The sequence below is a fragment of the Roseovarius albus genome (assembly GCF_900172335.1).
In the GTDB taxonomy this organism is placed as follows: Bacteria; Pseudomonadota; Alphaproteobacteria; order Rhodobacterales; family Rhodobacteraceae; genus Roseovarius; species Roseovarius albus.
The window spans coordinates 34,373-60,650 of record NZ_FWFX01000013.1 but is presented as its reverse complement, the minus strand read 5'-3'; the positions used below and the strand labels follow the sequence as shown (position 1 = coordinate 60,650).

The window sequence follows — 26,278 nt, the reverse complement described above, 5'->3', positions numbered from 1 at the left end:
ACAATGAATATGAAACAATGGGCCTATATCGCGGCAGCGACTTTGAGCCTGGCGCAACCCGTAAATGCGCAAGAAGAGACACGTGCGCCGTGGCTGGTGAACTGCAACAATCAGGTCGATACTGCGGTGCTGATCTGCGAGATGTCGCAAAGCATTGTCTTGGCAGACAGCAACCAAAGGCTGGCAACCGCTGCCTTCGTCAAAACGGGAGGCTCGGATGAGGTTGAGGCACGCTTTACCCTGCCGTTCGGATTGAAGCTTGTCAGCGGTCTGACAGCGTCCGTTGACAAGAACGATGTTGCCACGCTGGAATTTCTGACCTGTGAAGCGCAGGGATGTTTCGTGGTGTCTCCGGTGTCAAGCGATTGGCTATCGGCAATGCGCGGCGGAGCAGAGCTAACACTGACCGGGGAAAACCAAAGCGATGACCCGATCTCATTTGGTTTTGACCTGAGCGGATTTTCCAAAGTATCGGACCTGATGCCCTGAGACATCCTTTCTCAGCGTTAAATATGCCCGAAGGCGCTCAGCGATCGCCGCTCAGCGCCTTCCTTTCTTTTTTGCCTTCCAGAATGGCGGTACATCCCCGGCCATGATGCAGCCGTATGGATCGATATAGTCTTCGATCTCAGCCAGGTCGTAAGACTTGATTTGCGCCACAACGCTCTCTGCGCTCTTGTAGCTCGAAGGCAGCTCTGAGGCATCAACGCCACCAGCATGGAACCGGATGTCCAGCCCTTCAGTCTCAATCTTCAGCATTTGTTCTGGCGTGACCGAGCCCATCCGGCGCTTATGTTCGGAGCGTGAATAGTTCCGACCAGCACCGTGCGGACTGAAGCCCAGACCTTGGGCGGCATCTTTGCCACGCACAATCAGAACCGGTTCGGACATGTTCAGCGGGATTAATGTCAGCCCCGTTGCATCAGCAGCGTAATCCCCCCAGGCGGGGGTCGCCCCCTTGCCGTGGAAATACAGATCACCCCGTTTGAAAACGAAGTTATGCTCGTTCCAGTACCGATCTCCCACATCGGACACTTTGGCAGCTTCAATCGTCGCCTGATGAATCGAATTGTGGTTGGCCTTGGTCCATTTCCGGATCAGCTGTAGCGCCGCCCAATAGTCGCGGCCTTCCGGCGAATCCGCCGGAATCCACGCGTTCTGCTTGGCGGTTTGCGGCGACAATTCCTTGCGGAACCGTTCGGCCACGGTCATGCCGTTTTTATACAGAACTGCCCCCGGGCCCCGCGATCCGTGATGAGTCACAATCGCTGTTCTCCCGGTCTTGCGCGAGCGGCCGACAAATAGGAAATGGTTGCCATCGCCTTGCGTGCCCATATGTTCTTGCGCCATGCGCAGGGACTTGGGGTTGTCCAGAAACGGGTTTTCCCGAAAGGCATCCAACAGTTTCAGTGATGTGGTGAAACGTTTGCCCTGCGGCCGACCACCCGGGCCGAAATGCGTCACCGACTGCGCGGCATCCAGTACCGTCTTTGGGTCAGCATGACCCAGATCGGTGATCATGACAGAGCAGCAGATATCAGCCGAGTGCATCCCCGGATGGATCGCATTGCGTGCCGCCGCCACACCACCGACCGGAATCGTACCAACCGGACCCGCAGGGCAGGCGTCTGGCATGATCGCGCCGGATTCAATGGTTGGAGTCCGCATCAATGCAGTCATCGTTTCGCGCACTTTGATGACGTTGTCTTCCTCATCTGGGTGTGCGACATCAATGTTTTCGTGAAACGCGACCTCTCCCGGCGTCCGCAGATCCATTGTAGGCGGGGCAGGGACAATCTCGCTGTCCAGCTCTTGTCGGATCCGCACCAGACCAAAACCCTCGGCCCGCATTTCATTGGCCCGTGCCAGCAGGTTCGGGAATTGCTTGCCGGGCCGGTGGCCCCAGTCTTTCAGATGCTCTCCGGTCACGGGGTCATATGTGTTTTCGTTACTCATCTTTTTATCTCACTCTAATAACGGGCACGGCGACAAGGGGGTGATGAAACATTTGCCAACGGCTCTATCCAACTGAGCTACATCGCTGAGTGCGATGGCGGGATTCGAACCCGCGACCTGTTGATTCCTGTAGTTCCATCGGCATTCGCCGTGAAATGTTGACCGGGGGACAAGGGGTTCGCAGGACGTTTATTCCGCCACCGGGTTGCCCCGGGCTGGACTTGAACCAGCACGGCATGGTGTCCCATGCCACCCGTATCCGGGTGCGTCTACCTGTAGTCCTGCGGGCATTCCCCGCGATGTGATCCTTTCATTTCTGGCTCGGCTGACAGGGTTCGAACCTGTGACATCCTGATTAACAATCAGGCGCTCTACCAACTGAGCTACAGCCGAAAATTTGGCCCCCGGCAACAAGGGAGAAGAAACAACCCGGGACCCGCCCCGCATCTGAATGGGCAGATGCGTTTGCCGTATGGGCGCATGCGAGGAGGGGAATTGAACCCCATCGGTCTGATCCGGACTTTGGTTGGTGCATGTAGTTCCTTCGGCATTCGCCGGGGGTGTCCTTTATTGTGGGTCAGGGGGACAAGGCGTTCGTGAGACGCCTTTCGGCGACCGTTTCAAGCGATGTAGTCCCACGGGCACTCCCCCTGATAATTAGGTTTAAAGATCCGCCAGATAGTCCGTCAGCGCGGATGCGGGTACCATCCGCCGAGAACGTGAACCGCATCTTGTCGTTTTGCGCGACAATGGCGTCCAGCTCTTCCCGCGTGATCGGCAGGCCATGCTTTGTGGCCTGCACCAGCAGGCGCTCCACATCGGTCCAGCCCTGTGCATCCAGTGTGATCCCGATTTCATCCGGGTTGTGGCGCAGTACGAAGCTGAGAAATTTATTTTGTCGTTTCATCGTTACGGTTTTCATTGCTTTACCAACTTATTCTGGAGTGCCCGGTGGGGGTCGAACCCACGGCCTACCGCTTAAAAGGCGGGTGCTCTGCCACTGAGCTACGGGCGCACTATCCTTTGCATCAAAGTCCCAGCGACAAGGGGAGGGTGAAATATGACCTGCTCTACCAGACTGAGCTACATCGCAAGCGATGGCGGGATTCGAACCCGCGACTCGGGGATTGGATTCCTGTAGTTCCACCAGCATTCGCCGAGATTATTCCTTTTTATTCGGATCAAGCAGACAAGAGAGGGTGAGACCTACGGCCCACTTCGGGCGCGTATCGGGGATAGCGATGTAGTCCCACCGGCATTCTGCCTGATGTTTATTTCGGGTTCGACGACAACGATTGATGAAACAATATTCTGAGCTACGTCGCTTGTGCGCGGCGGGGATTGAACCCGCGACCTCTGATCTTTTGATCAGCGCTCTCCCTGTAGTTTCACCGGCATTCGCCGAAAATTAATCTCTTGATGCCCCGGGCGATTGCCCGCCCGGGGCGGTTTCAGATATCGATTTTTTCGATCTCACCAACCCAGTGATCCGGGCCGATTTGACCTGCGGTGAACCGTGCGATCTGGTCAAAGACCGCGTCCGAGAAGCCGCCGACGTTCAACACGTCTTCACGTGTCTGGGCCTGTGTCGTCCCGTACGGTGCGATGTCGATACAGACCAGTTTGGCCTTTGGGTTGTGACGCTTGATCACCTCCCATTCTTTCAACATCGCCGTGCCCTGACCTCCACCCCGGGCATCGACCCACGATTGGTTATCAGACACGAAAACCACTAGATCCGGCGCACGACCGCGCTCGTTCAGCCAGGCCAGTGGCGCAGAACAGTTTGTCCCACCACCCGCCAATGCGGCCAGACGCTCGGCATTGGTCAGGATTGTGTCGCGCGGCTGCAGACGGACATCACGTACGTCAAAGTCGAACGGCAACACCTGACACCCGCGATTCACGCGTTGGAAGGACGCTGCTACCAGCGCAGCCACATCCACGTGACGTACGGCCGAGGTTGCCCCCGGGCGGTAACCGGTCACCGACCAAGTCATCGAACCCGATACGTCCGGGCAGACCACAACCTGACCCGCAACCTGCGGCACGTTCTGCACTGCGATCTCCATCGCATCATGCAAGGCGTCCACGATCTCGGCTGGCATATCGCAATTCACGTTTTGCGCCGCCACCATCAACTGGTACGGAAACGCACGCGCCTTGGCGATCGCCTCGGGGTCGCGCAGCAAGGCGGCCACATGATCCACGTTCTTGGCCACGCCGAAAACGCCGTGACGTTGGAACGTGTTCAGGTTCTGGCGCACCATCTGCCATGAGCCCTGACGCGCGATCCGCGCCCAATGTGCCGAAGACAATTCCAGCTGCGTCAGCATCTGGAACGGTACGTCAGGCACCGGACCTTTGCCGGTTTCCTTGAATGCGATCCAGTCCTGCAAAGCCTGTGGCAACCGTGCCAGATTGCACGGCCGCCCGACGATCCAGGCAAACAGCGCCTCCCGCTCGGCCGAGGCCGGTTTCGGGTGCACCATCTTGATCACATCCGCCAGCGACGGGTCGTTACCGATATTGGCATTGATCAGCGCCCGGTCCGAGGCAGTGTTCAGCCAATTCTGCACCATTGCCTTGGGTGCAGAGCCCAGCGATTTACGGCCGGTCTGGCCGGAGCGCACAACCTGCACAAAGGTGCGCAGCATCTTGCCGTGCGTAACCACACGACCAAAGGCCGCCCGGAACAGGACCGGATCGCGCCGTGCCAGAACCGCCAACAAGACCGCTGGCATATCCTTCATGTATCCCGACTGGCGGGCATATATCGCCGCCTGCGCCAGAAAACGCGGATCAACGGATTCCGCCACATCCAGAACGTATTCCAGTTCGTCCTGTGGCGATTGATAGAACATGCCGCCAAAGGTGCCAGTGACAGCGACCTGAGCCAGGGCATGGGCATCGGAATATGCGTAAGCCGGTGCGCCGTGGGCGTTCTTAGCAGATGCCTTTGGCAGCAACCGGCCTTTGATCGATGCAAACACGGATTTGTTCGCCATTGTTTCGTTCCTTATTCATTTGTGAGGATGTTTTGACATGGTTCTTGATGGCTGCAGAGGAGAAATGAAAATTAACTTAAGTATCTGATATATAATCAAAATATACGAAATTGCATGTGTTGTGATTCATATGTACGATACAAATGTATCGGAAATTATAAAAATAGATATCAATATGAGAAACGTGGCGATTGGATTCCTTGGTACTCAACTGGACATGGGCAAAAAACGACGCTGGAAACCCACGGTCAGTCTCGCCTCTCATGATCATTTCGAACTGGACCGGTTGGAAATCCTGCATGATCAGAAGTTCAACCGCCTTGCCCATCAGGTGAAGCAAGAGATCGAAACGGTCTCCCCTGATACCGAAGTGCTGTTGCATACTTTAGATCTCAACGATCCGTGGGATTTTCAGGAGGTCTACGGCAAGCTGTTCGATTTCGCGCGCAGCTATGGCTTTGACGAAGATCGCGAGCGCTATCATGTGCACCTGACCACCGGTACCCATGTGGCGCAGATCTGTTGGTTCTTGCTGACCGAAAGCCGCCACATCCCGGCACGCCTGATTCAGACCGGTCCACCGGGGGCCGAGGATGACACGCCCAAGTTCGACATCATTGATCTGGATCTGAGCCGTTACAATGCGCTACAGCAGCGTTTCGACCAGATGTCACGTGAATACAGTGACCAGCTCAAAGGAGGTATAGAAACCAAGAACGCCACCTATAATGCGCTGATAGATCGGGTTGAACTGGTGGCCAGCAATTCGGATGCGCCAATCCTATTGTTAGGAGAAACAGGCACCGGCAAGACTGAACTGGCCGAGCGGATTTATAACCTCAAACTGGATCGCCGCCGAGTCAAAGGCCGGTTGGTACATGTCAATTGCGCCACATTGAATGGCCCGGATGCGTTGGCGTCGCTCTTTGGGCAACGGCGTAGTTACACCGGGCAGGCAGGATCAGAACGTAGCGGCTTGCTGAGGGAGGCTGACGGCGGCGTGTTGTTTCTGGACGAAGTTGACGAGTTGGGCTGGAATGAGCAATCTGTTCTGCTTCACGCGATTGAGACGGGGCGATTCTACCCTTTGGGCTCTGATCACGAAATGAGCAGCCGGTTTCAGGTGATCGCCGGGGCCAATCGCGACCTGCGGGCGCTGACGGCTGCGGGGAAATTCCGCCCCGATCTATTGGCGCGCCTGAACATGTGGAGCTTTCGCCTGCCTGCGCTTCGCGAACGTCGTGAGGATATCGAAGCCAATCTGGTGTTTGAACTTGCCCGCGCGGAGCGGGAAATTGGAACGCAGGTGGGCTTCAATATAGAGGCACGCGATAAATACCTGCGCTTTGCAAAAGATCCCGCAACGCTCTGGCCCGGTAATTTCCGTGATTTCAGCGGCTCCATCCGCCGCCTGTGTACACTGGCCCCGCGTGGCCGGATCACCCGCGCCATGGTGGATGAGGAGGTTCAAAACCTGCATGCCGACTGGAATGCTGCCAGCGCGGACAGTGATTTTCAATTGATCGAAGAGGTGTTGGGCGCTCGTGCTGCGGATGTTGATCCGTTTGATATGGTCCAACTTGCCACAGTGATCCGGACTTGCCGAACTTCAGCAAACCTCAGCGCCGCAGGGCGTAGCTTGTTCGCAATCTCGCGCAGCAAGCGCAAAACCCAGAACGATGCAGATAGGTTACGGAAGTATTTGCAGAAGTTTGAGCTGGATTGGGAGGCGTTGGTGCCGGAAGGTTCATATCGGCCTCGCTAAATCGCGATTGCCCAATGACAAGATCTACGGAGCCAAAGAACCGGGTGCCCGTATTTACAGGCACCCGAAGGAGGGAATTTTATTTGTTGTGGAAGATAAAACCGATGAAGTTCAGAAGCAACTGCGCCGCCAGAACCTGTGTGCTCTCGGTGGGGTCATAGGCGGGGGCCACCTCAACCAGGTCGATTCCGACAACATCGCCGCGCTTGGTCAGCCCCTGAACGATTTCCAGCACGTCGTAGTATTGGAAACCGCCATGGCTTGGCGTGCCGGTGCCCGGCGCGATGGAGGGGCAGAAGGCGTCGATATCGATAGTCACGTAGTAACGCACACCCTCTGGAATGCGGTCCAAAACCCCTTGCGTGCCCAGCTTGCGCACCTGCCGGACAGATAGAATGTCCGAACCGCGTGCTCTTGCATCATCATAGCCTTCCTTTGCGGTCGAAGAGACATTGCGAATGCCCAGTTGCGTCATGCCCGAGACATAGTCTTTCTCAATCGCACGGCGCATCGGGTTGCCGTGTCCCTCGGTGATGCCCTTGCGGTTATCGACAAAATCCAGATGCGCATCAATTTGCACCACATGGATCGGCCCATTCTTGGCGCAGTCTTCCTCATAGGCACGAATGCAAGGGATATTGATCGAATGATCGCCACCGATGGTGACCGGGATGGCACCTGAATCAAGCGCCTTCTTTACACCGAATTCGATGTTGGCGTGGCTTTCCTCGGTCTTAGTGTGGATGATATCGGCATCCCCCATATCGACGATGCGCACATCTTCACCTAAGTAGGTAGCATCGTCCTCGTGATCATAGGCCCCGGCATGGCCAAAGCTGAAGAGGGTTGAGGCTTCGCGCACCGAACGCGGACCAAACCGCGCCCCGGGCCGGAACTGGCAGCCGCAATCAAAAGGCGCCCCCAAGATGGCAACATCGGCGTTAATCTCGTCCCAGTTTTCAACGTACGGCTTCTTGCCAAAGGTCGAAATGCCAACAAATGGCAGGTTCAGTCGACCAGTTTCGTATCCATGTCCTGACATGTTTTCTCCGTTTCTTTTCGTTTTAACGATAGGCCAGTTCCGGCAGGAACAGGGCGATTTGCGGGAAGGCCACCAAGAGGCCGGTGACGATTAAAAGAATGAACAGAAATGGCGGCACGCCGCGCACAACCTCAATGAACGGCCTGCGGAACACCGCAATGGCGGTGAAGAGGTTACAGCCAAACGGGGGGGTCGCAGCTCCGATGGCCACCTGAAGAGTGATCAGCACGCCGACTAGCACCGGGTCCAGACCGGCAGCTTTTATCATTGGCGCAAAGATCGGCACGAGGATCAGGATGACCACGATTGAATCCACGAACATACAGCCGACGAAAAAGGCGATGTTGATGGCCAGCAACGTCATCAATGGGCTGGCATCAGCCAAACCGAGCGAGGCGATGATTTGTTGCGGTACCTGCGCAAAGCTGAGTGTCCAACTGAACGCCGCACCTGCCGCGATCAGGATAAAGACCACGGATGTGATGGCCCCTGTTGAGAGGGCGATGTCCCACAGATCGCGCAGTTTGACGGAGCGAAAGATCACCAGTTCCAGCACTGCCGCGTAGAGCACGCAGATCGCCGCGGCCTCGGTTGGAGAGAACACCCCGCCATAGATTCCGCCCACGATGATCGCAGGAAAGCCCATTGGCCAAAGTGCCCGGCGCATCGCCGTGAACCGCTGTCCCCAGCCTTCGCGAGGCAGAACTGGGATATCATGGCGATAGGCGTAGAACATGCAATAGGCTGAGAACAGCGCAACGATTAGTAGCCCCGGCACAATGCCAGCAATGAAAAGCTGAGAGATCGATGTTCCTGAAACCACACCGTAGATAATCATCCCAATCGAAGGGGGGATCAAGTAGGCAAGATCCGCTGCGTTCACGATCAATCCGATGCTGAACGAATCCGAGTATCCGGATTTCAACATCCGGGGGCGCATCGCGCCGCCAATGGCCACCACGGTGGCCTGCGTGGAACCACATACGGCACCGAACAAAGCACAAGCCGAGGTGACCGAGATCGCCAAGCCTCCCTTGATATGCCCCATGAAGCTCATCACCACATCGATCAATCGATTGGCGGAATGCCCGCGTGTGATGATATCCGCCGCCAGAATAAACATTGGCACAGCAATCAAGGCCGAAGGTTTTACCCCACCAATCATCTGTTGAATCAAAATCTGCAGGCTCATGTCCGGAAAGTAGATGAAAAACCCAAGTACCGCCGCCGATATCAGCGGCATTTTCATTGGAAAACCTGCCAGTAGCAGCACGATCATAACGATCAGCATGAGTTCGGTCATGACTTGTTCTCCTCATTGGCGTTTTCTTCATAGCGTTGGATAGCTGCGGCTGTTTCGGGGTCTTCGTAGCTGTCAATCTCTAGGTACGAGACGTAGATTTCCTCTTCCGCGAAATTCAGATTTCGCAAGGCGGTCAGCGCGTATTGAAAAGATGTCAGCGCCAGCCCCACCACAACCCAGACATACGTCAGATAGAGCGGCAGCTGCAGCGCTGGTGTAATCCGGCCGCGGCTGGCGACCTTTTGCACATACTCCAGCGCGTACCACGCCAGAATCGCCATCATCACGGATGTTGTGGCCGCAATCACGATCATGAACGCTTTGCGTACCTTGGTAGGAAGCGCGTCATAGATCGCTGACATCCGGATATGGATGCCCTTGCGTGTGGCATAGCCCAGGCCCATGAATGTCACGATAACGATCAAAAACTCATTGAGTTCTTCTGAAAAGTAGATCGACTGATTGAACACGTAGCGGCCAAAGACGTTGGCAATTGTGTTGATAGCCATCAAGATAATCCCGCTGCCCAGAATCAAGACCTCAATGCGCCCGACGCCGGCATCAATCTTACCCAGAAAGCCGAAGGGGACAGTTTTGCCGTCCTGCATTGGTTCTCCTCCCTCACTCGATTAGCCCCGCGCGTCATTGCGCGAGGCCGGTTTTTAGAGGTATCGATCAGTTGGCTGATAGCTCGGCTTGCAATGCGTCCAGAAGCTCCTGACCACGGGCACCGGCGGTCTCAACATAGGCTCCTGCGGTGTCGCCACTACGCGCGCGGAAGGCGTCGCGCTCTTCCTCGGTCAGCACAACGATACCGATCTCGGGCTTGGCGTCCTTGATTATGTCCAGGCGCTTTTGGTTGAAATCGCTGACCACGCCGTCGATGAAACCTGTCATGTCTGCCATTGTGTCACGCACGAGTTGCTGACGCTCCGGGCTCAGGGTTGCAAACCAATCGGAACCGGCAACAACTGTGGTGACCAGCTCCTGTTCACCGGCCCAGATCAGGTGGCTGGTGACCTCGTAGAACTTCATCTCTTCGATGGTTGGGATCGGGTTGACCTGACCATCAACAGCACCCAGTTGCAGTGCTCCGAATACCTCGCCAAACGGCAGCGGTGTCGGGCTGGCACCCATGTTTTTGTAGGTTTCCAGTAGAATCGGGGAAACCATTACTCGCATCTTGAAGTTTTCAAAGTCTTCCGGGGTACGGATTTCGCGGTTGGTGGTCCAGACCTGTGGCCCCTCGGAATACATAGTCATGATTTCCAGACCGCGTTTTTGGAAATCTTCGTTCAATGGGCCATAGATGGTCTCAGATGCGCTCAGAATGTTTGAGATTTTTGCTGGGTCTGATGGAAGCAGGTAGGGCAGCAAGAAGGCTTGGCTTTCCGGAACGATCGTACCCAGGTTGCCAATTGACACGTTGGTCAGTTGGATGATTCCGTCAGCCGCCTGTTCCACGGTTTCGGTTGGCGTGCCCAGAGTGCCCATTGGATAGACCGTGACAGTGACCTCACCATCGGTCGCCGCTTCGATGCGGCTTTTGAATTCCTGTGCATAGGCATCCATGATTGAGCCCGGAATTTCTTCGATGGCGAATTTCCAGTCCTCGGCAAAGGCGCCAACTGGTGCCAGTCCGAGCAGGGCTATTGCCGCGGTGGTTTTCAGTGTTTTCAAATTAAAGACCATTCAAGTCTCCTCCCAATTTGATGTTGATGATGAATGTCGGAGACAGGACAGCACAAGAATTTATGTGAGAAAATATCATTCACAAAACGCTTACATTAAATTATTTAATGCAATAGACTCGATTCTTGAGGAGAGCCATCAATGAAACTGCTGCAAAACACTCTGTTAGAAACCTTTGTCACGGTGGCGGAATGCGGTGGGTTTTCAGATGCTCAGTTTGCGTTGGGCATCACACAATCCGCTATCAGCATCCGCATCAGAGACCTTGAAACCTCGCTGGGTTACAAAGTTTGCGAGCGAGGGCGCAGTGGATTTCGTCTGACAGAGCGCGGCGAGATTGCCTACAACAAGGCACGAGACATATTACGGAGTGCACGTGATTTTGACGCTGAACTTCTGGAGCTGCGCGATGCCATAACCGGGGACCTGCGCATCGGCATCGTCGATGCCGTCAGCACGCTGCCAGATTTTAGTCTCACCGAGACATTGTGCCGCTTCCTCGGGCGCCGACATGACATCCGTTTGGAAATGCAGATAGGCTCTCCGACCCAACTTACGCAATGGCTGATCACCGGCGAGTTGGATGTGGCCATTGCTCCGTTTCGGAATCAGTTGCCGGAGCTGAGTTACACGGAGCTATGCCACGAAGAACACAGGCTTTATTGTGGAAGGCAGCACCCGCTCTTTGATGAGAGAACAGACATCGACGAGAGCGTACTCACTACTTATCCACTGTGCCAGAGATCCTATGACATGATGGTGTCTCTTGATCTTGGCACCCCAGACCCCAAAGCCATTGTCGCCAACATGGAAGCCATGGCCATACTGATCGAGACTGGGCATTTTCTGGGCGCATTACCCGTGCACTTTGCCGAAAGTCTGGTGCGACAAGGAAAGATCAGTGAATTACAGAACGAGAATTTGCGTTGGAATTCCACCTTCTTTATTGCAACGCGCCGCACGCAAGTTCACCGAAGCGCTGTTGAACTCTTTGTACAGGACACGTTCGCTATCAGTTCTTGCTAGCCATCAATGTCAGTTTTTCGGTCAGCTCTGCAGACTTGATGTTTAAGGTTCCATTTCCGGTGCGTACAGCAACCGGCTCGTTATGTTCCCCCAACACGAACAGTTTTGGCGTGCCGGCACAGCTCGGGATAACCTGACAATCGAGATGGCCATCATTATAAACTACCCAGAATTCATTGGCATTTTTATTCACGGCTTCAACAAAGTCATCAATCTCGGAGATAATCTGGACCTGCGCCTCGCTTCCTCCACTCGCTCCGATGGCTAAGAATCGCCCCTGTCCGATGTCAGGGATGTGCTCTTTATTTTTTACTTTGCCTTTCCTGATCACGAATTGAGCATCGCCAACTGTGATATGATCCCCATCCGCCGAAATATCCTGAGGCAACGAGATTGATGGGAAAATCTTCGTCAACTCCAGCGCTTTCATCTCTTTGCGTGAGATCCCTTTGGCGAAAACGCCTCCTTCTTGATTGGACAGGAGTGAATGACCAAAGCCCATTTTGCGATCTGTAAAACCAATCGCGTCTAGAAGTGTCGGAGCGATATCAAAATGCGTGCCGCTTGCTTTGATTTCCTGTTTTGGCAGGTCAGAGTTCGCTATAAAAAAAGAAGCTTTCGATCGCCTTTTTTCAGGGTGTCAGTTGCCGAATTTCGCATTGCCAGATGATCCGACACAACCGCGATGACAGTATTTTCACCTTCGGGGCCCGCAAGGGTATCTTTGATGAACTTCGCTATCAGTTGATCTGAGCAAGAAACGGCACCTAGAATGTCTTTTTCCATGCCAGCGCTGGTTCGACATTCGGCCGATGGGTGGCCGTAAGGATGGTGTGTGTCGAGTGTTAAAAAAGTAAGAAGGTACGGCGCTTGGCTTTCAGCAAGGCTGTTACGAATATTACTGTCTTCTTCGAATAGCTTAGCATCGTAGATACCCCACCCACTTTGCGGGAAAAAATCCGGGTAGGCTTCATGTCCCATTGTCACGTCAAAGCCATTCTTTTGAAGAAATGTGCCTTTGCCTGCAAATTCCAACGAAGATCCGCCCATGTAGAATGTGGCGTAGCCTTGTTCCTTGAGGAATTCGGCAAAGCAGGTGATATCGCGAAAAGGGTCGTCGAAAGAGGCAAGAATTTGGTTGGCAGGTGTGCGCGAGATGAGTGGCAAGCCACACTGGGATGACACGATGCCTGCAACGGTCCAGCTCGTGCCGGGGTATTGTTGGATGTCGGTAAAACTCAGGGCATCTTCCCTCAAGGCCCGTAGTTCAGGCATGACGTCGCCAAAGAGTTCTTTGTCGAAGTAGGTCTGTTCGAGCGACTCGGCATAAATAACAATGAGATTCTTAGGTTCGAGCCCCTCTTTCAGACCAGATGTTTCCGGGTGTTGGAGTGAGTTTTGAAGCTCAGCTTGAATGCGAGCGTTGTAGTCGTTGTAGTGGCTCACCGAATAAATGGCATAACCGATGGCATGACCCGGTGTTAAGAACACAACTGCGGTAACGAGTGTCACCGGAGTGATCAATCTGCGCATCGGTGGACGGCTTGGTTGCCATAGGTGCAACGTCATCACAGACAGGATCAATGCAAAAAATACAAGACAGCCGCTAACGTTGGCCAAAAATACGCTTGGAGTGCGACAAACATTGTCGACAAGTCCAAGTGGGCGAAAAAACGTGCGTCGGGCATTGTGCCCTGCATGTAGACGCTGCTTGCACCGGACAGAGATGTCGCAAGATAAACGAGCGAAATCAATGCAAGCACGGTGTTTGTTCTCATTCCCCGGTATGCGGCAAGTAGAAATACTCCGAATAAAATGCCGGAAGTTGCCCAGATCAGCAGAAGCGGTGGAGATAACAACAGCCCAATGGCAAAGGAGGGTGCAGCCCATGCAAGAACCCAGCCCACACTAATTACAACGCGCACCAGCCTACTCCATTTCATCTTCTGTCGATTGTGTGGGCCAGCTAATATAATGAATTTTGGATAAATTTGGCCCAATAATGTGCCTAACTAAAGCGTGTTATTGCTTAGGGCAATTACGCCTAAAGATTGATAACTGATTTTTTAGTGCTGTTAAAAAAATGTCATGAAGTTCAGCCCAAAATTGTGCGATTCAGGGGATACGCCCTACTGGCCTTTTGCTAGGATCGAGAATGTGACGTCTGGTCGAATAAACCTCACCGAGTTGGCCGCTATTATGATCTTTCAAGGACTGTAGCTCGTGCAAATCGTCTGCCAAACTGCGCCAGAATCCGCTTTCACGCTTTGTACGGGGAATATCTTTAAATTGAAGTCGCTGAATCCAGATTGGGTCGCAACAACCTATTGCAACCGAACAGCTCCTCGCCTGCCCCGATCACAATATTCTTAAGCCGCAATTCCCATAGATATGGGAGGGTGTCCAAGAGAAAGTTGCTCTTCTTTCATGCAATCGTTCAACGCCATGTGTAGTCTCTTTAGGCGATCAAAATCCCAATCGTGCGAGGCAATTTTCTGGGTGATTGCAAAGAATTTAGGTGCAAAGAGATCTCGCGCAATCTGATAGGCTTTCACATTTCCCGGCGATTGGGTGAATGCCAGCGCCAAGCGATTCGCATCCAAAAATGCATCCGTGATGCCATGCGCTGTTGCGGGGTCCTTGAAATACCCCGCGTCTCCAACCAAGGCCCAGCCCGGCCCGGAACAGTCACGAATGTGACCGGGGGCACCAGGGAAACGGCGCAGACGTTCAGCTGGACCATCGGTTGACGCCATAGACGCCAGCTTAGGCTCCCATGTAGCGAACATCTTGGTGGCCCCTAAAAAGGCATCTTTTCCAAACCAATTGCCAAAGGTCTCGGGTCTGCAGGATGCAAAGAGACAATGTGCACCGCCTGCGACGGGGATGAGCCCAGCGGCCATACCCTTGCCAAAATACCAGCGATAGCCTTCGTTTTTAATGCCATTCACATAGGTATAGACAGTGGCGGAGCGTGCGTTTGAGTGCACCAAGGCTTTCGCGCCGGCCATCTTTGCCACCATTGAGTTGCGGCCATCAGCGCCGATCACTAGCCCTGCATTGATTTGACACGCAGTACCATCGCGCTGGCGTAGAACTGCGCCTGTCACCCGACCACTTTCAGATCGGGTCAGTGCGAGCAAGTGTGTACCGTGATGCACTTCGGCACCTGCATCGCACGCCGCATCAACAAGGGCGCGATCGAGTAACCAACGCCGCGGTGCATAAAGCCCTCGTATTTCCGCATTGCCTTTGATAGGGATGTTGAGCCGTTCACGACCATAGACAAATTGCGTCTGGTGCACGCATGGCGTGCCAGCAGCAACCAATTTGTTTAATAGCCCCCATCTGCTCAGCAATGTAACGGCTGGTCGCATCAGGGCGTGCGTGGAGAGGGTATCTGTCACTTCAGGATCGCGATCGATGATCAAAACCCGTGCGCCTTGGCGAGAGAGCAACATCCCGGTGGCCGCCCCGGCGCAGCGCGCGCCAATGATAAGCGCGTCATAGGTCTGATGTTCAAACTGGATGGTCATCATCTTCTCCTTTTCAACTCAGGCCGCCAGAGGCTGCCCGATTCGTGCGCCTAAATGCGCAGCAAGTGCAGCGGCATCGCTCTGGGCACCGTTTAAGAATGTGGATTGGCGTTGACGCATGTATGGCAGGCCCATTGCATATAGGCCGTCGCTGACAACGCCGCCGTCGTGAATTAGCCGTCCTTTGCGGTCGAAAACCGGAAGGTTGAGCCAGTGGAAATCGGGCTCATACCCTGTGGCCCATAGTACGGCTTTGAATCCTTCGCGCGCCAAATCGAGTTTCAATTTCGGGGCAGTCGGAACGCGCGTGGCCTCAAACCGTTCTGAGGCAGGAACCAAAGTGCCAAGTCCATTGTCTTCGATCCATTCATCAACTGACGTCAGTAGCCGGTTCATCTTCAGATCAGCAACTTCGCACAGGTTTGACAGCGATCCGGAAAAAAGAGCGGTACCATCCTGAACTGCGGCCAAACGGCCCGTGATTTCAACACCTTCGTTTTGCAGGGTGTTCAGATCGATTGTGTCGTCGGCAACCAAGGTCAAAGACGGCGTACGGCGCACGCGAGCAATATCATCAACCTCAGTGTGGGAGACCGATGTCGCGCCGATTACATCAAGCCACATCATGATGTCTTTGCCGCGATAGGTGCGGGGAAAGCGCAGATGTGTGCCAACAGCCAAGGTTGTTTGGCGACCGGAGGCCTGAATTTCACGTGCGAGCTGCTGGCCCGATGCCGAGGCCCCGATCACCAAAACTTTGCCATCGGGCAGGTCGTCGGGGCGTTTGTAATTTTGTGGTGTGAACTGGTGCATGGTCTGGGGCAAATTGGTTGCGAACCCCGGTACGTTGGATCGGGCGCAGGCCCCGTTTGCCATGACGACATTGGTGCAGGTCATCGCCCCCTGATCCGTCTGCACGACGTATCCCGTTGGCGATGTGTTGACGGAAAGGACGGTGGTTTCGGTCTGAATAGGTGCGGACATAGCGGCGGCGGTCTGGTCGAAGCGGAAGACCAGCTCAGACACATGCATGAAACCGTCACAGTTCGGGCCGTCATAAGCTTTTCCGGCCAGCCCGTTCATCCAGTTCGGCGATAGTAAGTATAAACTATCCCATCGCTCCGAACGCCAGCTGTTGGCAATTTGGCCACGTTCAAGGATCACATGATCAATGCCGCGAGTGATGAGTTGCGCGCTCATCGCCAGGCCAGATTGCCCGGCACCAATGATGATTGTGTTTACATGTTTCATGGGGTGGCTCCGGTGGATAGAGGGGAAAATACCCCGCTTTGGATCACGCAGATCACTTGCGATCTGCGTGATCACCTGAATTATGATTTGCCCTTAAGCTACCGTCACATGGACATTGCCCGGGTTGGTGATGATATCGAAGACAGCAGAACGCCTTTGCGATTGGGCGACGACAGCTTTGATGTCCTCAGGGCTGGCGTCAGCATCGATCTCAAACCTGATGCGGATTGCGTTAAAGCCGTTCCGCACGTCTGCATCAATCCCAAGAATACCGGCCAGATCCATGTCACCCTCGACATGGGCCTTCACCGAATGGATCTGAATACCACGGTTTTGTGCCACGGACGCCACACCTGCTGTCAGGCAGCTAGCAAGCGCCGACAGGATGATTTCGACTGGTGTTGCACCCTTGTCAGAGGCGGCAAATTGTGGCGGATGGTCCGCGTCAATGGTAAAGTCTGTCGTGTGGTTTTGCTCTTCGCCGAGGCCGAAAAAGCCATTCACGGTAGAGCGGCTGTGAACGCCACCCATCCATTCGCAGTCGGCGCGCCAGGTAAATTGTGCGGCGGCTGGAGCATCAGTCAGCGCTGCACGCGCGCCCATCAAGGCCTCTACGTTAACGCCATTGTCTGCGGTATTTATTTCTGTCTGAACATTCATAGTCGTAACCTTTTCCGTCTGTGATGCACTGATGTTCGGCTGTGCCGAACTTCCATTGATTTTGTGGTGCACCTGTTTGGTTGCATTGGAGTAGCCGGGTCTTCAACGATCCCGAATGCAAACTTTTTGGGGGATGAATGTTTCAACCTGATTTCGGCGTTTGTAACTTCGTGTTTCAGTTTTGATACAGCGTATCCACGAAGTTCAGGCCTGTTGTCTTTCCAGTAAATGGTGAAAAAACGTGGACGTATATGTACGTCGACCGCGCAGAACGAATGCGCTGGCGATGAAAAAACTTTGGAAGTTTCTAGAGCGCTGCGTAACGACACATATGGTGACACTAGAACGCGTTCTAGACCTCATGTTTAAAGGGTTTGGAGATTGTAACGACATCTAGCTTGCAGCTTTTCGGATAAAAAAGGCCTAAATTTCGACCTCACATATCGCGAAGAGACGCGGCAAGTGCACCGGCGGGGTGGCAGGATGCGGGCTCTGGGTGCACGTAGGCCGTTGGTCGTACCGGATGGCTTGAACCAGCGGTGATCGCTCGAATCTGTATCCAACGCTCTGACGAATGGCCGGCGGTTCCGTTTTTTTGGCTGTAACCGATGACCATACCTGTGAGAACATCGCGTTGAGGGCAGACACCTCATTATCGGGCCTGCGGGTTATTCATGAACTGGAGCATCTGATTGCCGAATAGGGCATGCCGAGCACCATGGTGCCCCATAACGACACTGAGTTCACTGGTATGGCAATGCTCAGATGGGTGCCGGAAACCGGCATCGGTTGGCACAACATCGCGCCAAGTAAGCCACAACAACACGCGTCGGTAGCAAACTTCAACGGTAAGCATCGTGGCGAATGCCTTAACCAAACGCTCTTCGGTTCCTTGAAGGAAGCCCGTGCCAAGCTGCAAGCATGGCTGGAGGACTTTAACACCCAAAGACCACATTCGGCGCTCGGAAACCTAACGTCCTGAGAATTTTCTGAGAAACAAACGATGGACAAATTGGCCGTGTGGCGCCATCAAATCACCCCCAAGAACTCTCCGCGCGAAGGAGGAAACTTGGAGCGCAGGTCAGGCGCCGAATTAGGCCACAAGTTTTAAAACGGACATTTGCGCTTATTGCAGCAATACGCAATTTGCGTTCGTTCCTGACCTTGGAAGTAGCGCAGCATAGCCGTGATCCCGGTTGGGCTAGGCTACGCGGATGGCCCATACCAGACACTCAACTCAGCACCTCAATGCTGCAGTTGCGGCCTGCATCGCCGACGTTCGCTGCACGCGCAATACTCGAAGTATACGGAACTCAAAGAATGCGCACAAAGTGGACTTATGCTGGCACGGCTAATGTTGACGCAGAAAACGGCCACGCTTTCAGCAACGCGGTTGCAGCTACACAGTGGAATTCATCAGACCAGTCATTCGAATGCGTTGAAACAAGCCTTACAATCGCTGCACACTAAAAAGGACTGCTATGCATTGCTTCGCCTCAAATCACTTAATCAGAAACAGAGCTGCTTTGACCTAGTGCGTCATTCACCTTCTTGGCTGTTCCCACAAAGGCAGACACAAGCGGAGTTTCCGATGCTCCTGCACCATAGAGAAGTCTGATTTTTGTTGTCTTCCGAACGTGTGCTGGCAGCAGTTGGCGCATTTGACCAGACTCCACCCAATTACGCGCATAGTGTTCCGGTAAAAAACCTATAAAGTTGCCTGACAGAATGAGTAGCGCAATCCCTTCGGTGAACTGACCGCTTGCGACTGGACTAAAGCCAACTAGTTGTTCATCACGAATTTCAGCTTCGGAATAGGCGTGTTGCGCAAATCGTTGCTGGTTCACTAACTCCAGCGTAATGTCGACGTCTTCAAGGCCGAACAACGGATGTGACGCTCCACAATAAAGGCACCCATACTCTTGGTACAACGGCAGAAATCGGACGGCCTTAATTTTACCCCTGTCTGTCGAAATGCCGATTTGCAAGCCACCGTCGGCAACACGCTGATCAATTTCCGCTCCAATCGTAACGTCATCCAAACCCAACCATTGTTCGTGTTGGAATTCAGATCGCTGGCTCTTTACAAACACACCACTTTCCAAATTGAGAAAGTATGGTTGCGAATAGATACCGATAAGTTCCGATGATCCCCCGGTAAGGTAGTGGAAATAAACACTACTCACCCAGTCCCAAGTGGGCAAGACTGCTATTGAAGGAGCACGAACGTGAACACGTTTTTAGATCAGTTAGACATTCGCAGAACAATAAACGGATGCGGTATTTATACAGATTTGGGTGGCTCCCGCCTGTCAGAGACAGTTGTCCACGCCATGCTGGATGTGAACAAAGATTTCGTGCAGCTCAAACCCTTGTTGGACGGCAGTGGTGCGTGGATTGCCAGCCAATTTGGCGCTGAAGCGGCTCGTGTGACCCCGGGTGCTGCCGCTGCAATTATGCTGGGAACCGCGGCCTGTCTGGCAGGTCAGGATGGCAATAAATCAGAGCAACTTCCGGATCTGACATGTATGAAGAGCCGTGTTCTGATCCAGTCCGTCCATCGCTACAAGTATGACCGTCAGGCCACGATGTCTGGTGCAAAGTTAACCGAATATGGGGGCGCGCAGGGCAATTCGACTGCCCAACTTGAAGAGGCGCTGGCAGCGAATGATGCGGCGATGATCCTGCATCCGATACATCTTGACGAAGTCGAAGGATCACTGCGGCTGGAAGACGTCGTTAAAATCGCACGACCCCACGGCGTGCCCGTGTTCGTGGATGCGGCCTATATGGTCTTTCCGACCAATTTGATGGCTACTTATATCGAACGCGGGGCTGATCTTGTGGCCATCAGTTCGAAATACTACGGTGGCCCGAATGCCGGTGGCTTTATCATGGGCCGCGCCGATCTGGTGAAAGCGGTATCGAACGTGCATTTCACCGCATACGAATCCGGCACAACCCTGAAATATGGCCGGCCACTGAAAATGGATCGTCACACCATCGTCGCCGTCTGTGTTGCACTGGAAGAATGGCTGAACCTCGATCATGATGCGCGCCATCGCCACTACGACCGGCAAGTTCAGGTGCTCAAACAGGACATCGCAGGCATTACCGGGCTTTCCAGCGAGCCAAAGTGCTTCACCATGGACGAGCGATTTATTGATGAGCCGGTAAACGCCCTGTTGATCACCGTTGACGCGGCGAAAACAGGCAAATCGGCGCAGGCGATGGCTGACGCCTTGTTCGATCAACAGCCTTGCATTGCCGTTATCCAAGAAGATGACAAGATCGGCGTTGTTGTGGAAGTCCTGACAGATTCCGAAGTCATTAAGATCGGTGAAGCTATCAGAAACGCCCTTTGATCCCGGTTTCAATCGGGCAACGGACAAAAGACGTGACACGCCGCATCAGTGGCGTGTCATCGTAATCTGCTTCGATCGCCGCAATAGTTAAGGATGCCGGATAAGTTTCCCAACGGTCATGTCAGGTTTCTCATTCTCGTATCGAAGACTCCGGAGAAATCTGAAAATCTCTCACTAATCTGCCAATCACCGTGCAGGAATTCAGCCAAAGGGGTCTAACTATGTCCGTCAGCAATTCATTCCGCCTTGGAAGCCCAGAAGTTTTCCCACCAGCAGAGCGGCATGTATATCTCGATGCGGCCTCGGTCGGACTCAGTCACAAGGGTGGAGCCGCAGCAATTTCTGCTTGGCAGAACGCACTGGCCGAGGAAGGCACGATTGCCTTTGACGAGCAGGCCGAAGTGGAATGCCTGGACAACCTCAATGAGGCCACGGCGCGGTTGTTTAATGCGACAACCGACGACATCGCGGTTGCCTCTAGCGAAACGGTCCTGATGCAATCACTGGCCTGGGCCGTGATGCCCGAAAAAGGAACCAAAATTGTAGCAACGGACATCACCCATCCGTCTACGGTCTATCCATGGATGCGACTGTGCGACCACACCGGCGCAGAGGTGCATTGGGTGCGCGCTGATGCAAGCCAAACTATTGATCCGGATGAGTTGGAAGCCAGCATTGACGACAACACGTCAGTCGTTTGTCTGAGCCAGTGTGAGTATGGCACTGGCCAGCAATATGATCTGAAACGCTATGCCGATAAGGCGCACGCTCATGGCGCGATCCTGGTGGTCGATGCCACCCAATCCGCCGGTCAGGTACCGATTGATGCAAGCTGTGGCGTCGATGCCGTTGCGACGTCCACCTATAAATGGCTGTGTGGCCCGTTTGGCACCGGCATGATGTATGTTTCACCTGCAATGCAGAAGTTAAACCCGGGGATTCTAGGTTGGCGCAGCCACAAGGATATGTGGGATTTCCAGGCTGATCGTCTGGAACTGGTGGACAATGCCAAACGGTATGAATTTGGCACAATGGCCTATGGGACGGCCTTTGGGGCAACAGAATCCGTGCGTCATTTGCTGGATACAGGCATGGACAAGATCGTTGAACACAATCGCCGGGTGTCAAAACATCTGATTGCCGGATTGAACGACCTTGGCGCCGAGGTACTAGGACCCAAAACCGACGCCGATCGCTCTGCCACGGTTGCTGCGCGTTTTCCCGGCAAAAACAGCCGTGACTTTGCCAAGACATTGAAAGAGGCCAATGTGATCGCCTCGCTGCGCCGAGATTTCATTCGCTTCTCTCCACACTACTACAACAACATCGACGATATTGATCAGGGACTGGCCGCAATCAAAGCAGCGCTCTGACACAGTAGATCGAGCGAAAAGAAAAAGAGGGAGCTGGCAGATGAAAATCACGAAGACACTTCAGGTTATCGACTACCACGCAACAGGAGAGCCGATGCGGATCTATCCCACGGTGGTCCGGGTGCCGGGTACAACGATGATGGACAAGTATGACTACGCCTGCCAGCACCTCGATGATTTGCGCTGCTTCATGGCCCATGAGCCGCGCGGTCACAGTGCAATTATGGGCTGCATCCTGACAGAACCTGTGAACGAAGGCAGCCTGTTTGGCGTCCTGTTTTTTGATACCACGATCTTTAACGCAGCTTGCGGGCATGGCTCTATCGTGTTGGCAACTGCGGCCGTGGAACAGGGTTGGGTCACACCGGTCGAGGGCGAAAACTCCATTCTTTTTGACATCCCGGTCGGGCAGATCGAGATGAAAACCTATGTTGAAAATGGCGAGGTTGTGAAAGCCGTCTATCGCGGGGTGCCCAGTTTTGTACACGAACGGGACGTGCCGGTCGAAACCAGCAGTGGCCCGGTCAAGCTGGACATTGCCTTTGGCGGGGTATTCTTTGCCATCATCGACACCGCTCAATTCGGGCTCGAACCCCCTGACCGCGCCACGTTTCTTCGGCTTTATGCGGAGATTAAGGCCAAACTGGATGCGACAGGCACTGTGGTATTGGCAGATCAACCCTCGATCCGCGATATTGATGGCGTGCATTTCATCACCATGATGGACAAGCCCGGGTTCAAACTGGCCTGGCGGGCGGACAGCATCTTTTCCGGTGGCACATTGGACCGAAGTCCTTGCGGACGGGCACTTGTGCAACATTGGCCAATTTCTACAACAAGGGCATTATCGGACCGGACGAGCCAATCTATGCAGAAAGCGCACCTGGCGAGCATTTTCAATCCAAAATTGTCGCGATAGACGAAGGCACCGAGCGCACAACTGTCACATCAGACATTTGGGCACGCGGATACCTGACCGGCTACAACAATCTGGTCGCAACCGACGGTGATCCACTGGCAGGTGGGTTTGTAGTTTAGCCGGAATTTATTGGCCGAAGAGGATTGCAACAAGGAGGTGAGTTCTGACTATGGCAATTCTCAACGGCATTGATCTTAACCGCAATGGCAAGCAATTCGGCCATCTGGAAATTTCACACTCAACCCATAGACCGGCCTACGGAAAAATTATGCTACCGGTGATCTATCTGCGCAATGGCGACGGCCCGCGATGATTTGCAATTTGATGTCTCTTGCCTTGGCTTTAATCAACGAACTGGGTGGGAACCAGCCATTCGCCGCAGGTGCAAATATAAACTATTTGGAAGTACGTTGTATCGTAAATCAGTTCGATCACGAGTCGTTTCTTGTTAAATCCACCAGCAGCTTTCGTTGAATTTTCCCAGAGGGTCCTTTGGGCAGGTCGTCTAGGACATGCACTATCTCAGGGGACTTAAATTTTCCTACTTTATCATGGCATATTTTGATTAGTCTGTCTGATCCTAATTTGGAGCCTTCTTTTAGTTTGACAGCAGCTTCAACCCTTTCGCCGTAAATTTTGCAAGGTCGCGCAAAAGCAGCGGCTTCGATTACATCGGGGTGCGAATACAGGGCTTCATCAATTTCCCGCGGAGCGATATTTTCTCCTCCTTTGATAATAAGTTCCTTCAGGCGGCCAGTGACAAAGAAATACCCATCCTCATCAACATGCCCCAGATCCCCGGTGCGCAACCAACCGTCGGGCGTAAAGGTCTCTTTTGTTGCTTGTGGGTTGTGAAGGTATTCGCGCATCACGTTTGGTCCGCGTACCGCAATTTCGCCCTGAATATTTGGTCCCAGCGGAGTGAAGTCAGACGACAAAATACAGGCTTCGTTCCCGAAGGCTTTACCAGGAGAGCCAATCTTGCGAATGCCGGGTGGCAAAGGGTTTGATAGAATTTGCGCGGCGGTCTCGGTCAATCCCATGGTTTCGACAATGGGAACTTCAAATCGATTTTCAAAGCTGTTTTGAACGTCGGGCGCGAGAGGTGAACTGGCAGATCGTCCGAAGCGCAATCTGTCACGCGTTGCTTGATCGGGCGTGACATCCGAGTGCAACAAGTGAGAAATGATTGTTGGAACGACTGAGAACCATGTCGCTTTCGATTCAGCACATTGTTTCCAGAAATTCCGGGAGGAAAACTTCTCGGCGACGGCAACAGAACCGCCTGAGAGAAGGGCACTGAGGATGGTGACGCAAAGACCGTTGATATGGTAAATCGGAAGCACGCATAGCCCGCAATCTTCGGATGTCAGTTTGTGCGACACCGTGGGGGTCCAGCCTCCTGCAAGTAAGCTGGAGTGACTGTGAACGACACCCTTAGGTCGTCCCGTGGTGCCAGAAGTGTACATGAGCAGTGCAACGTCTTCTGAGGAAATCTCGTGTAGCACACCTGATTGGAGTGGTGCCTTATCCACCCAAAGTTTCATTCCATCTGGTTGAACACGTTCAAAAAGGTCAATCTGTTGATCGCCTACAAGAGCAACACGAGCACCGCAGTGTTCAAGTGCGTAGCCAATCGCCTCGTCGCCGGCGACAAGGTTGATGATTGTCGCACAAAATCCACCGTATAAAACGCCATAAAGGCATTCCACCGCATTCCGACCATTGGGTTGAAGGATCGCGATGCATTCACCTTTCTCCAATCCTGCCGAGGTCAATTGCCCAGCGATATGGCGCGCCTTGCGTTGAAGGTCGGCCCATTTTAGCGAAGAGGATCCATCAAAAAAACGATATGCAACTGTGCTTTCGGACGCTCCAGCTCGATGATCGAGCCAATCGCGAACGGTTCCTTGGGGTGGTGTCTCAGGATCAAACATCATTGCCCCGACGCCGCCCAATATGTGCTGAAGATGTCTTCAAGCGAAGGCTGCCTCGGAGCAATCTCTCGAATGACCTTTGTCGTCTGGATAAAGTGTTTCCAATGCAGGTTATCGTCTATCGAATTGCCGCCCCAGCTCCCACATCCCATCGAGAGGGAGAACGGCATACCGTTCGTAAATGACCCACCCGTGGCAAAGGTATGGGCCTGATTTACGATGACCCGACAGGTTGGCATGTGTTGAGCCAGTTCAATTGCGCGCTGGTCTACGGCGGTGTGTATCCCAATCGAATGGCCCGCGCCTTGATACTCCAAAATGCGCACAGCGATGCTTCGGGCCTCTTCATAATCTCTAGCGCGGTACACCGCGGCAACTCGGCTTAATTTCTCACCAGACAGCGGATGATCTGCCCCAATGCCCGAAGTTTCAACGGCAAGGAACTTGGTGTTGGGTGGCACCTTTTTCGCCATGCCAAGCGCTGCGATCATCTTATCAGCGTCTTGGGCGATGACCTCTCGGTTAAGGTGTCCATCTGGCCAGAGCTTTTCAACAATCGCAGCCTCATCCGTGACAAGCGCACCACCTTCTGCAGCCAATGCTGTTACGAAGTCGCTGTAAATGGCATCGACAACAACAATTGAATTTTCAGATGAGCAAGACGTGGCATTATCAAAGGTTTTAGACGCCGTAATCTTTTGCGCTGCTGCTACCAGATCAGCGGTTTCATCTACAATGCTAGTGACATTTCCTGCACCAACAGCAACAGCCGGGGTGCCACAGGTCTGCGCGCGATGCACATTATTTTGGCTGCCGGTACATATCACCCGATCAGCCAACTCCATCATCGCCTGCGTCTTCGCCTTAGAACCAGGGGCCGGCAACATCTGAACCAAATCCTGATCCAGTCCGATCTTAGCAAATTCCGAATGGATAAATTCCAATAGCGCTTCACAGCACGCAACCCCCTTAGGCGAAGGGGCCACGACAATGGCATTACCGCATTTCAAAGCATTGATGATATTGTTAGCCGGCGTTGCCGCAGGGTTTGTGGATGGCACCACAGCCCCCACAACACCCAAAGGACGGGCGATTTCTGTAATTCCGGTGTCAGGATCATCGGACAAGATCCCACAGGTTTGAACCCCCTTGATATCACGCATCAGGCCGAGTGTTTTTCGGTGGTTTTTCGTAATCTTGTCTGGAACGTTCCCAAGACCTGTTGTCTTTACCGCAAGTTCAGCCAGTTCTTGGTTGCGGGTTGGTTCCATGATGGCCCATGCAGCGGCTTCAGCAGCGCGATCATATCGATCCTGAGCCGCCTCGAACTCGTAGCTTTTCTGAGCGGCACGAGCGCGCGCCATGATTAGCTCCACCTGAGCGATGTCATCATGTGCGTTCATCTTGGAAATCTCCCTTGGTTTAGACAGGGCAACAAACGGCCC

Annotated in this window: 23 protein-coding genes, 2 tRNA genes and 1 pseudogene; 8 read left to right on the top strand and 18 right to left on the bottom strand. The window is 53.7% G+C overall.

What is annotated here, in order from left to right:
• The first annotated feature begins 3 nt into the window (after positions 1 to 3).
• On the top strand, positions 4 to 489 hold the full coding sequence (locus ROA7450_RS17045) for an invasion associated locus B family protein (protein ID WP_085807155.1): 486 nt from the start codon (positions 4 to 6) through the stop codon (positions 487 to 489).
• Positions 490 to 540: 51 nt separating this feature from the next.
• Here ROA7450_RS17045 and ROA7450_RS17040 read toward each other — a convergent pair whose 3' ends face one another.
• The 5 genes from ROA7450_RS17040 to ROA7450_RS17020 all read right to left on the bottom strand — a co-directional run bounded on the left by ROA7450_RS17040 (position 541) and on the right by ROA7450_RS17020 (position 4,964).
• Positions 541 to 1,956 carry an RtcB family protein gene (locus ROA7450_RS17040; protein ID WP_085807154.1) on the bottom strand — a complete coding sequence of 472 codons (1,416 nt, stop codon included), beginning with the start codon at positions 1,954 to 1,956 and terminating at the stop codon, positions 541 to 543.
• Positions 1,957 to 2,273: 317 nt separating this feature from the next.
• Positions 2,274 to 2,349, bottom strand: a tRNA-Asn gene (locus ROA7450_RS17035).
• 184 nt (positions 2,350 to 2,533) lie between these two features.
• Positions 2,534 to 2,863, bottom strand: coding sequence for an RNA 2'-phosphotransferase (locus ROA7450_RS17030; protein ID WP_085807153.1), 330 nt, complete (start codon positions 2,861 to 2,863; stop codon positions 2,534 to 2,536).
• A 33-nt stretch (positions 2,864 to 2,896) separates the two neighbouring features.
• Positions 2,897 to 2,971, bottom strand: a tRNA-Lys gene (locus ROA7450_RS17025).
• A 436-nt stretch (positions 2,972 to 3,407) separates the two neighbouring features.
• Positions 3,408 to 4,964, bottom strand: a complete 1,557-nt coding sequence (locus ROA7450_RS17020; protein ID WP_085807152.1) for a vWA domain-containing protein — start codon at positions 4,962 to 4,964, stop codon at positions 3,408 to 3,410.
• Positions 4,965 to 5,139: 175 nt separating this feature from the next.
• Between ROA7450_RS17020 and rtcR the strand changes: the two genes are divergently transcribed.
• Positions 5,140 to 6,729: an RNA repair transcriptional activator RtcR gene (rtcR, locus tag ROA7450_RS17015; protein ID WP_085807151.1), complete on the top strand. Its 1,590-nt coding sequence runs from the start codon at positions 5,140 to 5,142 to the stop codon at positions 6,727 to 6,729.
• A 79-nt stretch (positions 6,730 to 6,808) separates the two neighbouring features.
• Here rtcR and speB read toward each other — a convergent pair whose 3' ends face one another.
• From speB to ROA7450_RS16995, 4 genes are all read right to left on the bottom strand, one after another.
• On the bottom strand, positions 6,809 to 7,771 hold the full coding sequence (speB, locus tag ROA7450_RS17010) for an agmatinase (RefSeq protein WP_085807150.1): 963 nt from the start codon (positions 7,769 to 7,771) through the stop codon (positions 6,809 to 6,811).
• Between the two features lie 22 nt (positions 7,772 to 7,793).
• Positions 7,794 to 9,074, bottom strand: coding sequence for a TRAP transporter large permease (locus tag ROA7450_RS17005; protein WP_085807149.1), 1,281 nt, complete (start codon positions 9,072 to 9,074; stop codon positions 7,794 to 7,796).
• Complete coding sequence (locus tag ROA7450_RS17000) at positions 9,071 to 9,682, bottom strand: TRAP transporter small permease (RefSeq protein WP_085807148.1); 612 nt, start codon at positions 9,680 to 9,682, stop codon at positions 9,071 to 9,073. Before ROA7450_RS17000 ends, ROA7450_RS17005 begins: the two co-directional genes overlap by 4 nt.
• A 67-nt stretch (positions 9,683 to 9,749) precedes the next feature.
• Positions 9,750 to 10,766 carry a TRAP transporter substrate-binding protein gene (locus ROA7450_RS16995; protein ID WP_143534506.1) on the bottom strand — a complete coding sequence of 339 codons (1,017 nt, stop codon included), beginning with the start codon at positions 10,764 to 10,766 and terminating at the stop codon, positions 9,750 to 9,752.
• A gap of 141 nt (positions 10,767 to 10,907) precedes the next feature.
• Between ROA7450_RS16995 and ROA7450_RS16990 the strand changes: the two genes are divergently transcribed.
• A complete protein-coding gene (locus tag ROA7450_RS16990) occupies positions 10,908 to 11,792 on the top strand; it encodes a LysR family transcriptional regulator (RefSeq protein WP_085807147.1) in 885 nt (294 codons plus the stop codon).
• Here the strand turns inward: ROA7450_RS16990 and ROA7450_RS16985 are convergent.
• The 6 genes from ROA7450_RS16985 to ROA7450_RS16965 all read right to left on the bottom strand — a co-directional run bounded on the left by ROA7450_RS16985 (position 11,779) and on the right by ROA7450_RS16965 (position 17,239).
• On the bottom strand, positions 11,779 to 12,294 hold the full coding sequence (locus tag ROA7450_RS16985; protein WP_085807146.1) for a hypothetical protein: 516 nt from the start codon (positions 12,292 to 12,294) through the stop codon (positions 11,779 to 11,781). The genes ROA7450_RS16990 and ROA7450_RS16985 overlap by 14 nt on opposite strands.
• Before the next feature lie 98 nt (positions 12,295 to 12,392).
• Positions 12,393 to 13,325 (bottom strand): sulfatase-like hydrolase/transferase, encoded by a 933-nt coding sequence (locus tag ROA7450_RS16980; RefSeq protein ID WP_159454089.1) that lies wholly within the window; start codon positions 13,323 to 13,325, stop codon positions 12,393 to 12,395.
• Positions 13,326 to 13,372: 47 nt separating this feature from the next.
• Complete coding sequence (locus tag ROA7450_RS21050) at positions 13,373 to 13,717, bottom strand: hypothetical protein (RefSeq protein ID WP_159454088.1); 345 nt, start codon at positions 13,715 to 13,717, stop codon at positions 13,373 to 13,375.
• Between the two features lie 444 nt (positions 13,718 to 14,161).
• Positions 14,162 to 15,328, bottom strand: coding sequence for an NAD(P)/FAD-dependent oxidoreductase (locus ROA7450_RS16975; protein WP_159454087.1), 1,167 nt, complete (start codon positions 15,326 to 15,328; stop codon positions 14,162 to 14,164).
• A gap of 18 nt (positions 15,329 to 15,346) precedes the next feature.
• A complete protein-coding gene (locus ROA7450_RS16970; protein WP_085807143.1) occupies positions 15,347 to 16,579 on the bottom strand; it encodes an NAD(P)-binding domain-containing protein in 1,233 nt (410 codons plus the stop codon).
• 93 nt (positions 16,580 to 16,672) lie between these two features.
• Positions 16,673 to 17,239 (bottom strand): OsmC family protein, encoded by a 567-nt coding sequence (locus ROA7450_RS16965; protein ID WP_200812979.1) that lies wholly within the window; start codon positions 17,237 to 17,239, stop codon positions 16,673 to 16,675.
• Between the two features lie 706 nt (positions 17,240 to 17,945).
• Here ROA7450_RS16965 and ROA7450_RS16960 point away from each other — a divergent pair.
• A complete protein-coding gene (locus ROA7450_RS16960) occupies positions 17,946 to 18,221 on the top strand; it encodes an integrase core domain-containing protein (RefSeq protein ID WP_085807142.1) in 276 nt (91 codons plus the stop codon).
• Positions 18,222 to 18,744: 523 nt separating this feature from the next.
• Here the strand turns inward: ROA7450_RS16960 and ROA7450_RS16955 are convergent.
• The gene (locus ROA7450_RS16955; RefSeq protein ID WP_159454086.1) at positions 18,745 to 19,425 is read right to left on the bottom strand and encodes a substrate-binding domain-containing protein; all 681 of its coding nucleotides are present in this window, start codon (positions 19,423 to 19,425) and stop codon (positions 18,745 to 18,747) included.
• Positions 19,426 to 19,467: 42 nt separating this feature from the next.
• On the opposite strand from ROA7450_RS16955, the gene ROA7450_RS16950 reads away from it, so the two are divergent.
• The 4 genes and pseudogenes from ROA7450_RS16950 to ROA7450_RS21045 all read left to right on the top strand — a co-directional run bounded on the left by ROA7450_RS16950 (position 19,468) and on the right by ROA7450_RS21045 (position 23,209).
• Positions 19,468 to 20,604 carry a hypothetical protein gene (locus tag ROA7450_RS16950; RefSeq protein ID WP_143534505.1) on the top strand — a complete coding sequence of 379 codons (1,137 nt, stop codon included), beginning with the start codon at positions 19,468 to 19,470 and terminating at the stop codon, positions 20,602 to 20,604.
• A gap of 221 nt (positions 20,605 to 20,825) precedes the next feature.
• Positions 20,826 to 21,977 (top strand): aminotransferase class V-fold PLP-dependent enzyme, encoded by a 1,152-nt coding sequence (locus ROA7450_RS16945; protein ID WP_085807139.1) that lies wholly within the window; start codon positions 20,826 to 20,828, stop codon positions 21,975 to 21,977.
• A gap of 40 nt (positions 21,978 to 22,017) precedes the next feature.
• Positions 22,018 to 23,015: pseudogene (locus tag ROA7450_RS16940) on the top strand (proline racemase family protein).
• 50 nt (positions 23,016 to 23,065) lie between these two features.
• Positions 23,066 to 23,209, top strand: a complete 144-nt coding sequence (locus ROA7450_RS21045; RefSeq protein WP_159454084.1) for a hypothetical protein — start codon at positions 23,066 to 23,068, stop codon at positions 23,207 to 23,209.
• 118 nt (positions 23,210 to 23,327) lie between these two features.
• On the opposite strand, the gene ROA7450_RS16930 is transcribed toward ROA7450_RS21045, so the two are convergent.
• The gene (locus ROA7450_RS16930; protein WP_085807136.1) at positions 23,328 to 24,836 is read right to left on the bottom strand and encodes an AMP-binding protein; all 1,509 of its coding nucleotides are present in this window, start codon (positions 24,834 to 24,836) and stop codon (positions 23,328 to 23,330) included.
• Positions 24,833 to 26,236, bottom strand: a complete 1,404-nt coding sequence (sauS, locus tag ROA7450_RS16925) for an acylating sulfoacetaldehyde dehydrogenase (RefSeq protein WP_085807135.1) — start codon at positions 26,234 to 26,236, stop codon at positions 24,833 to 24,835. Before sauS ends, ROA7450_RS16930 begins: the two co-directional genes overlap by 4 nt.
• Positions 26,237 to 26,278 lie beyond the last annotated feature (42 nt).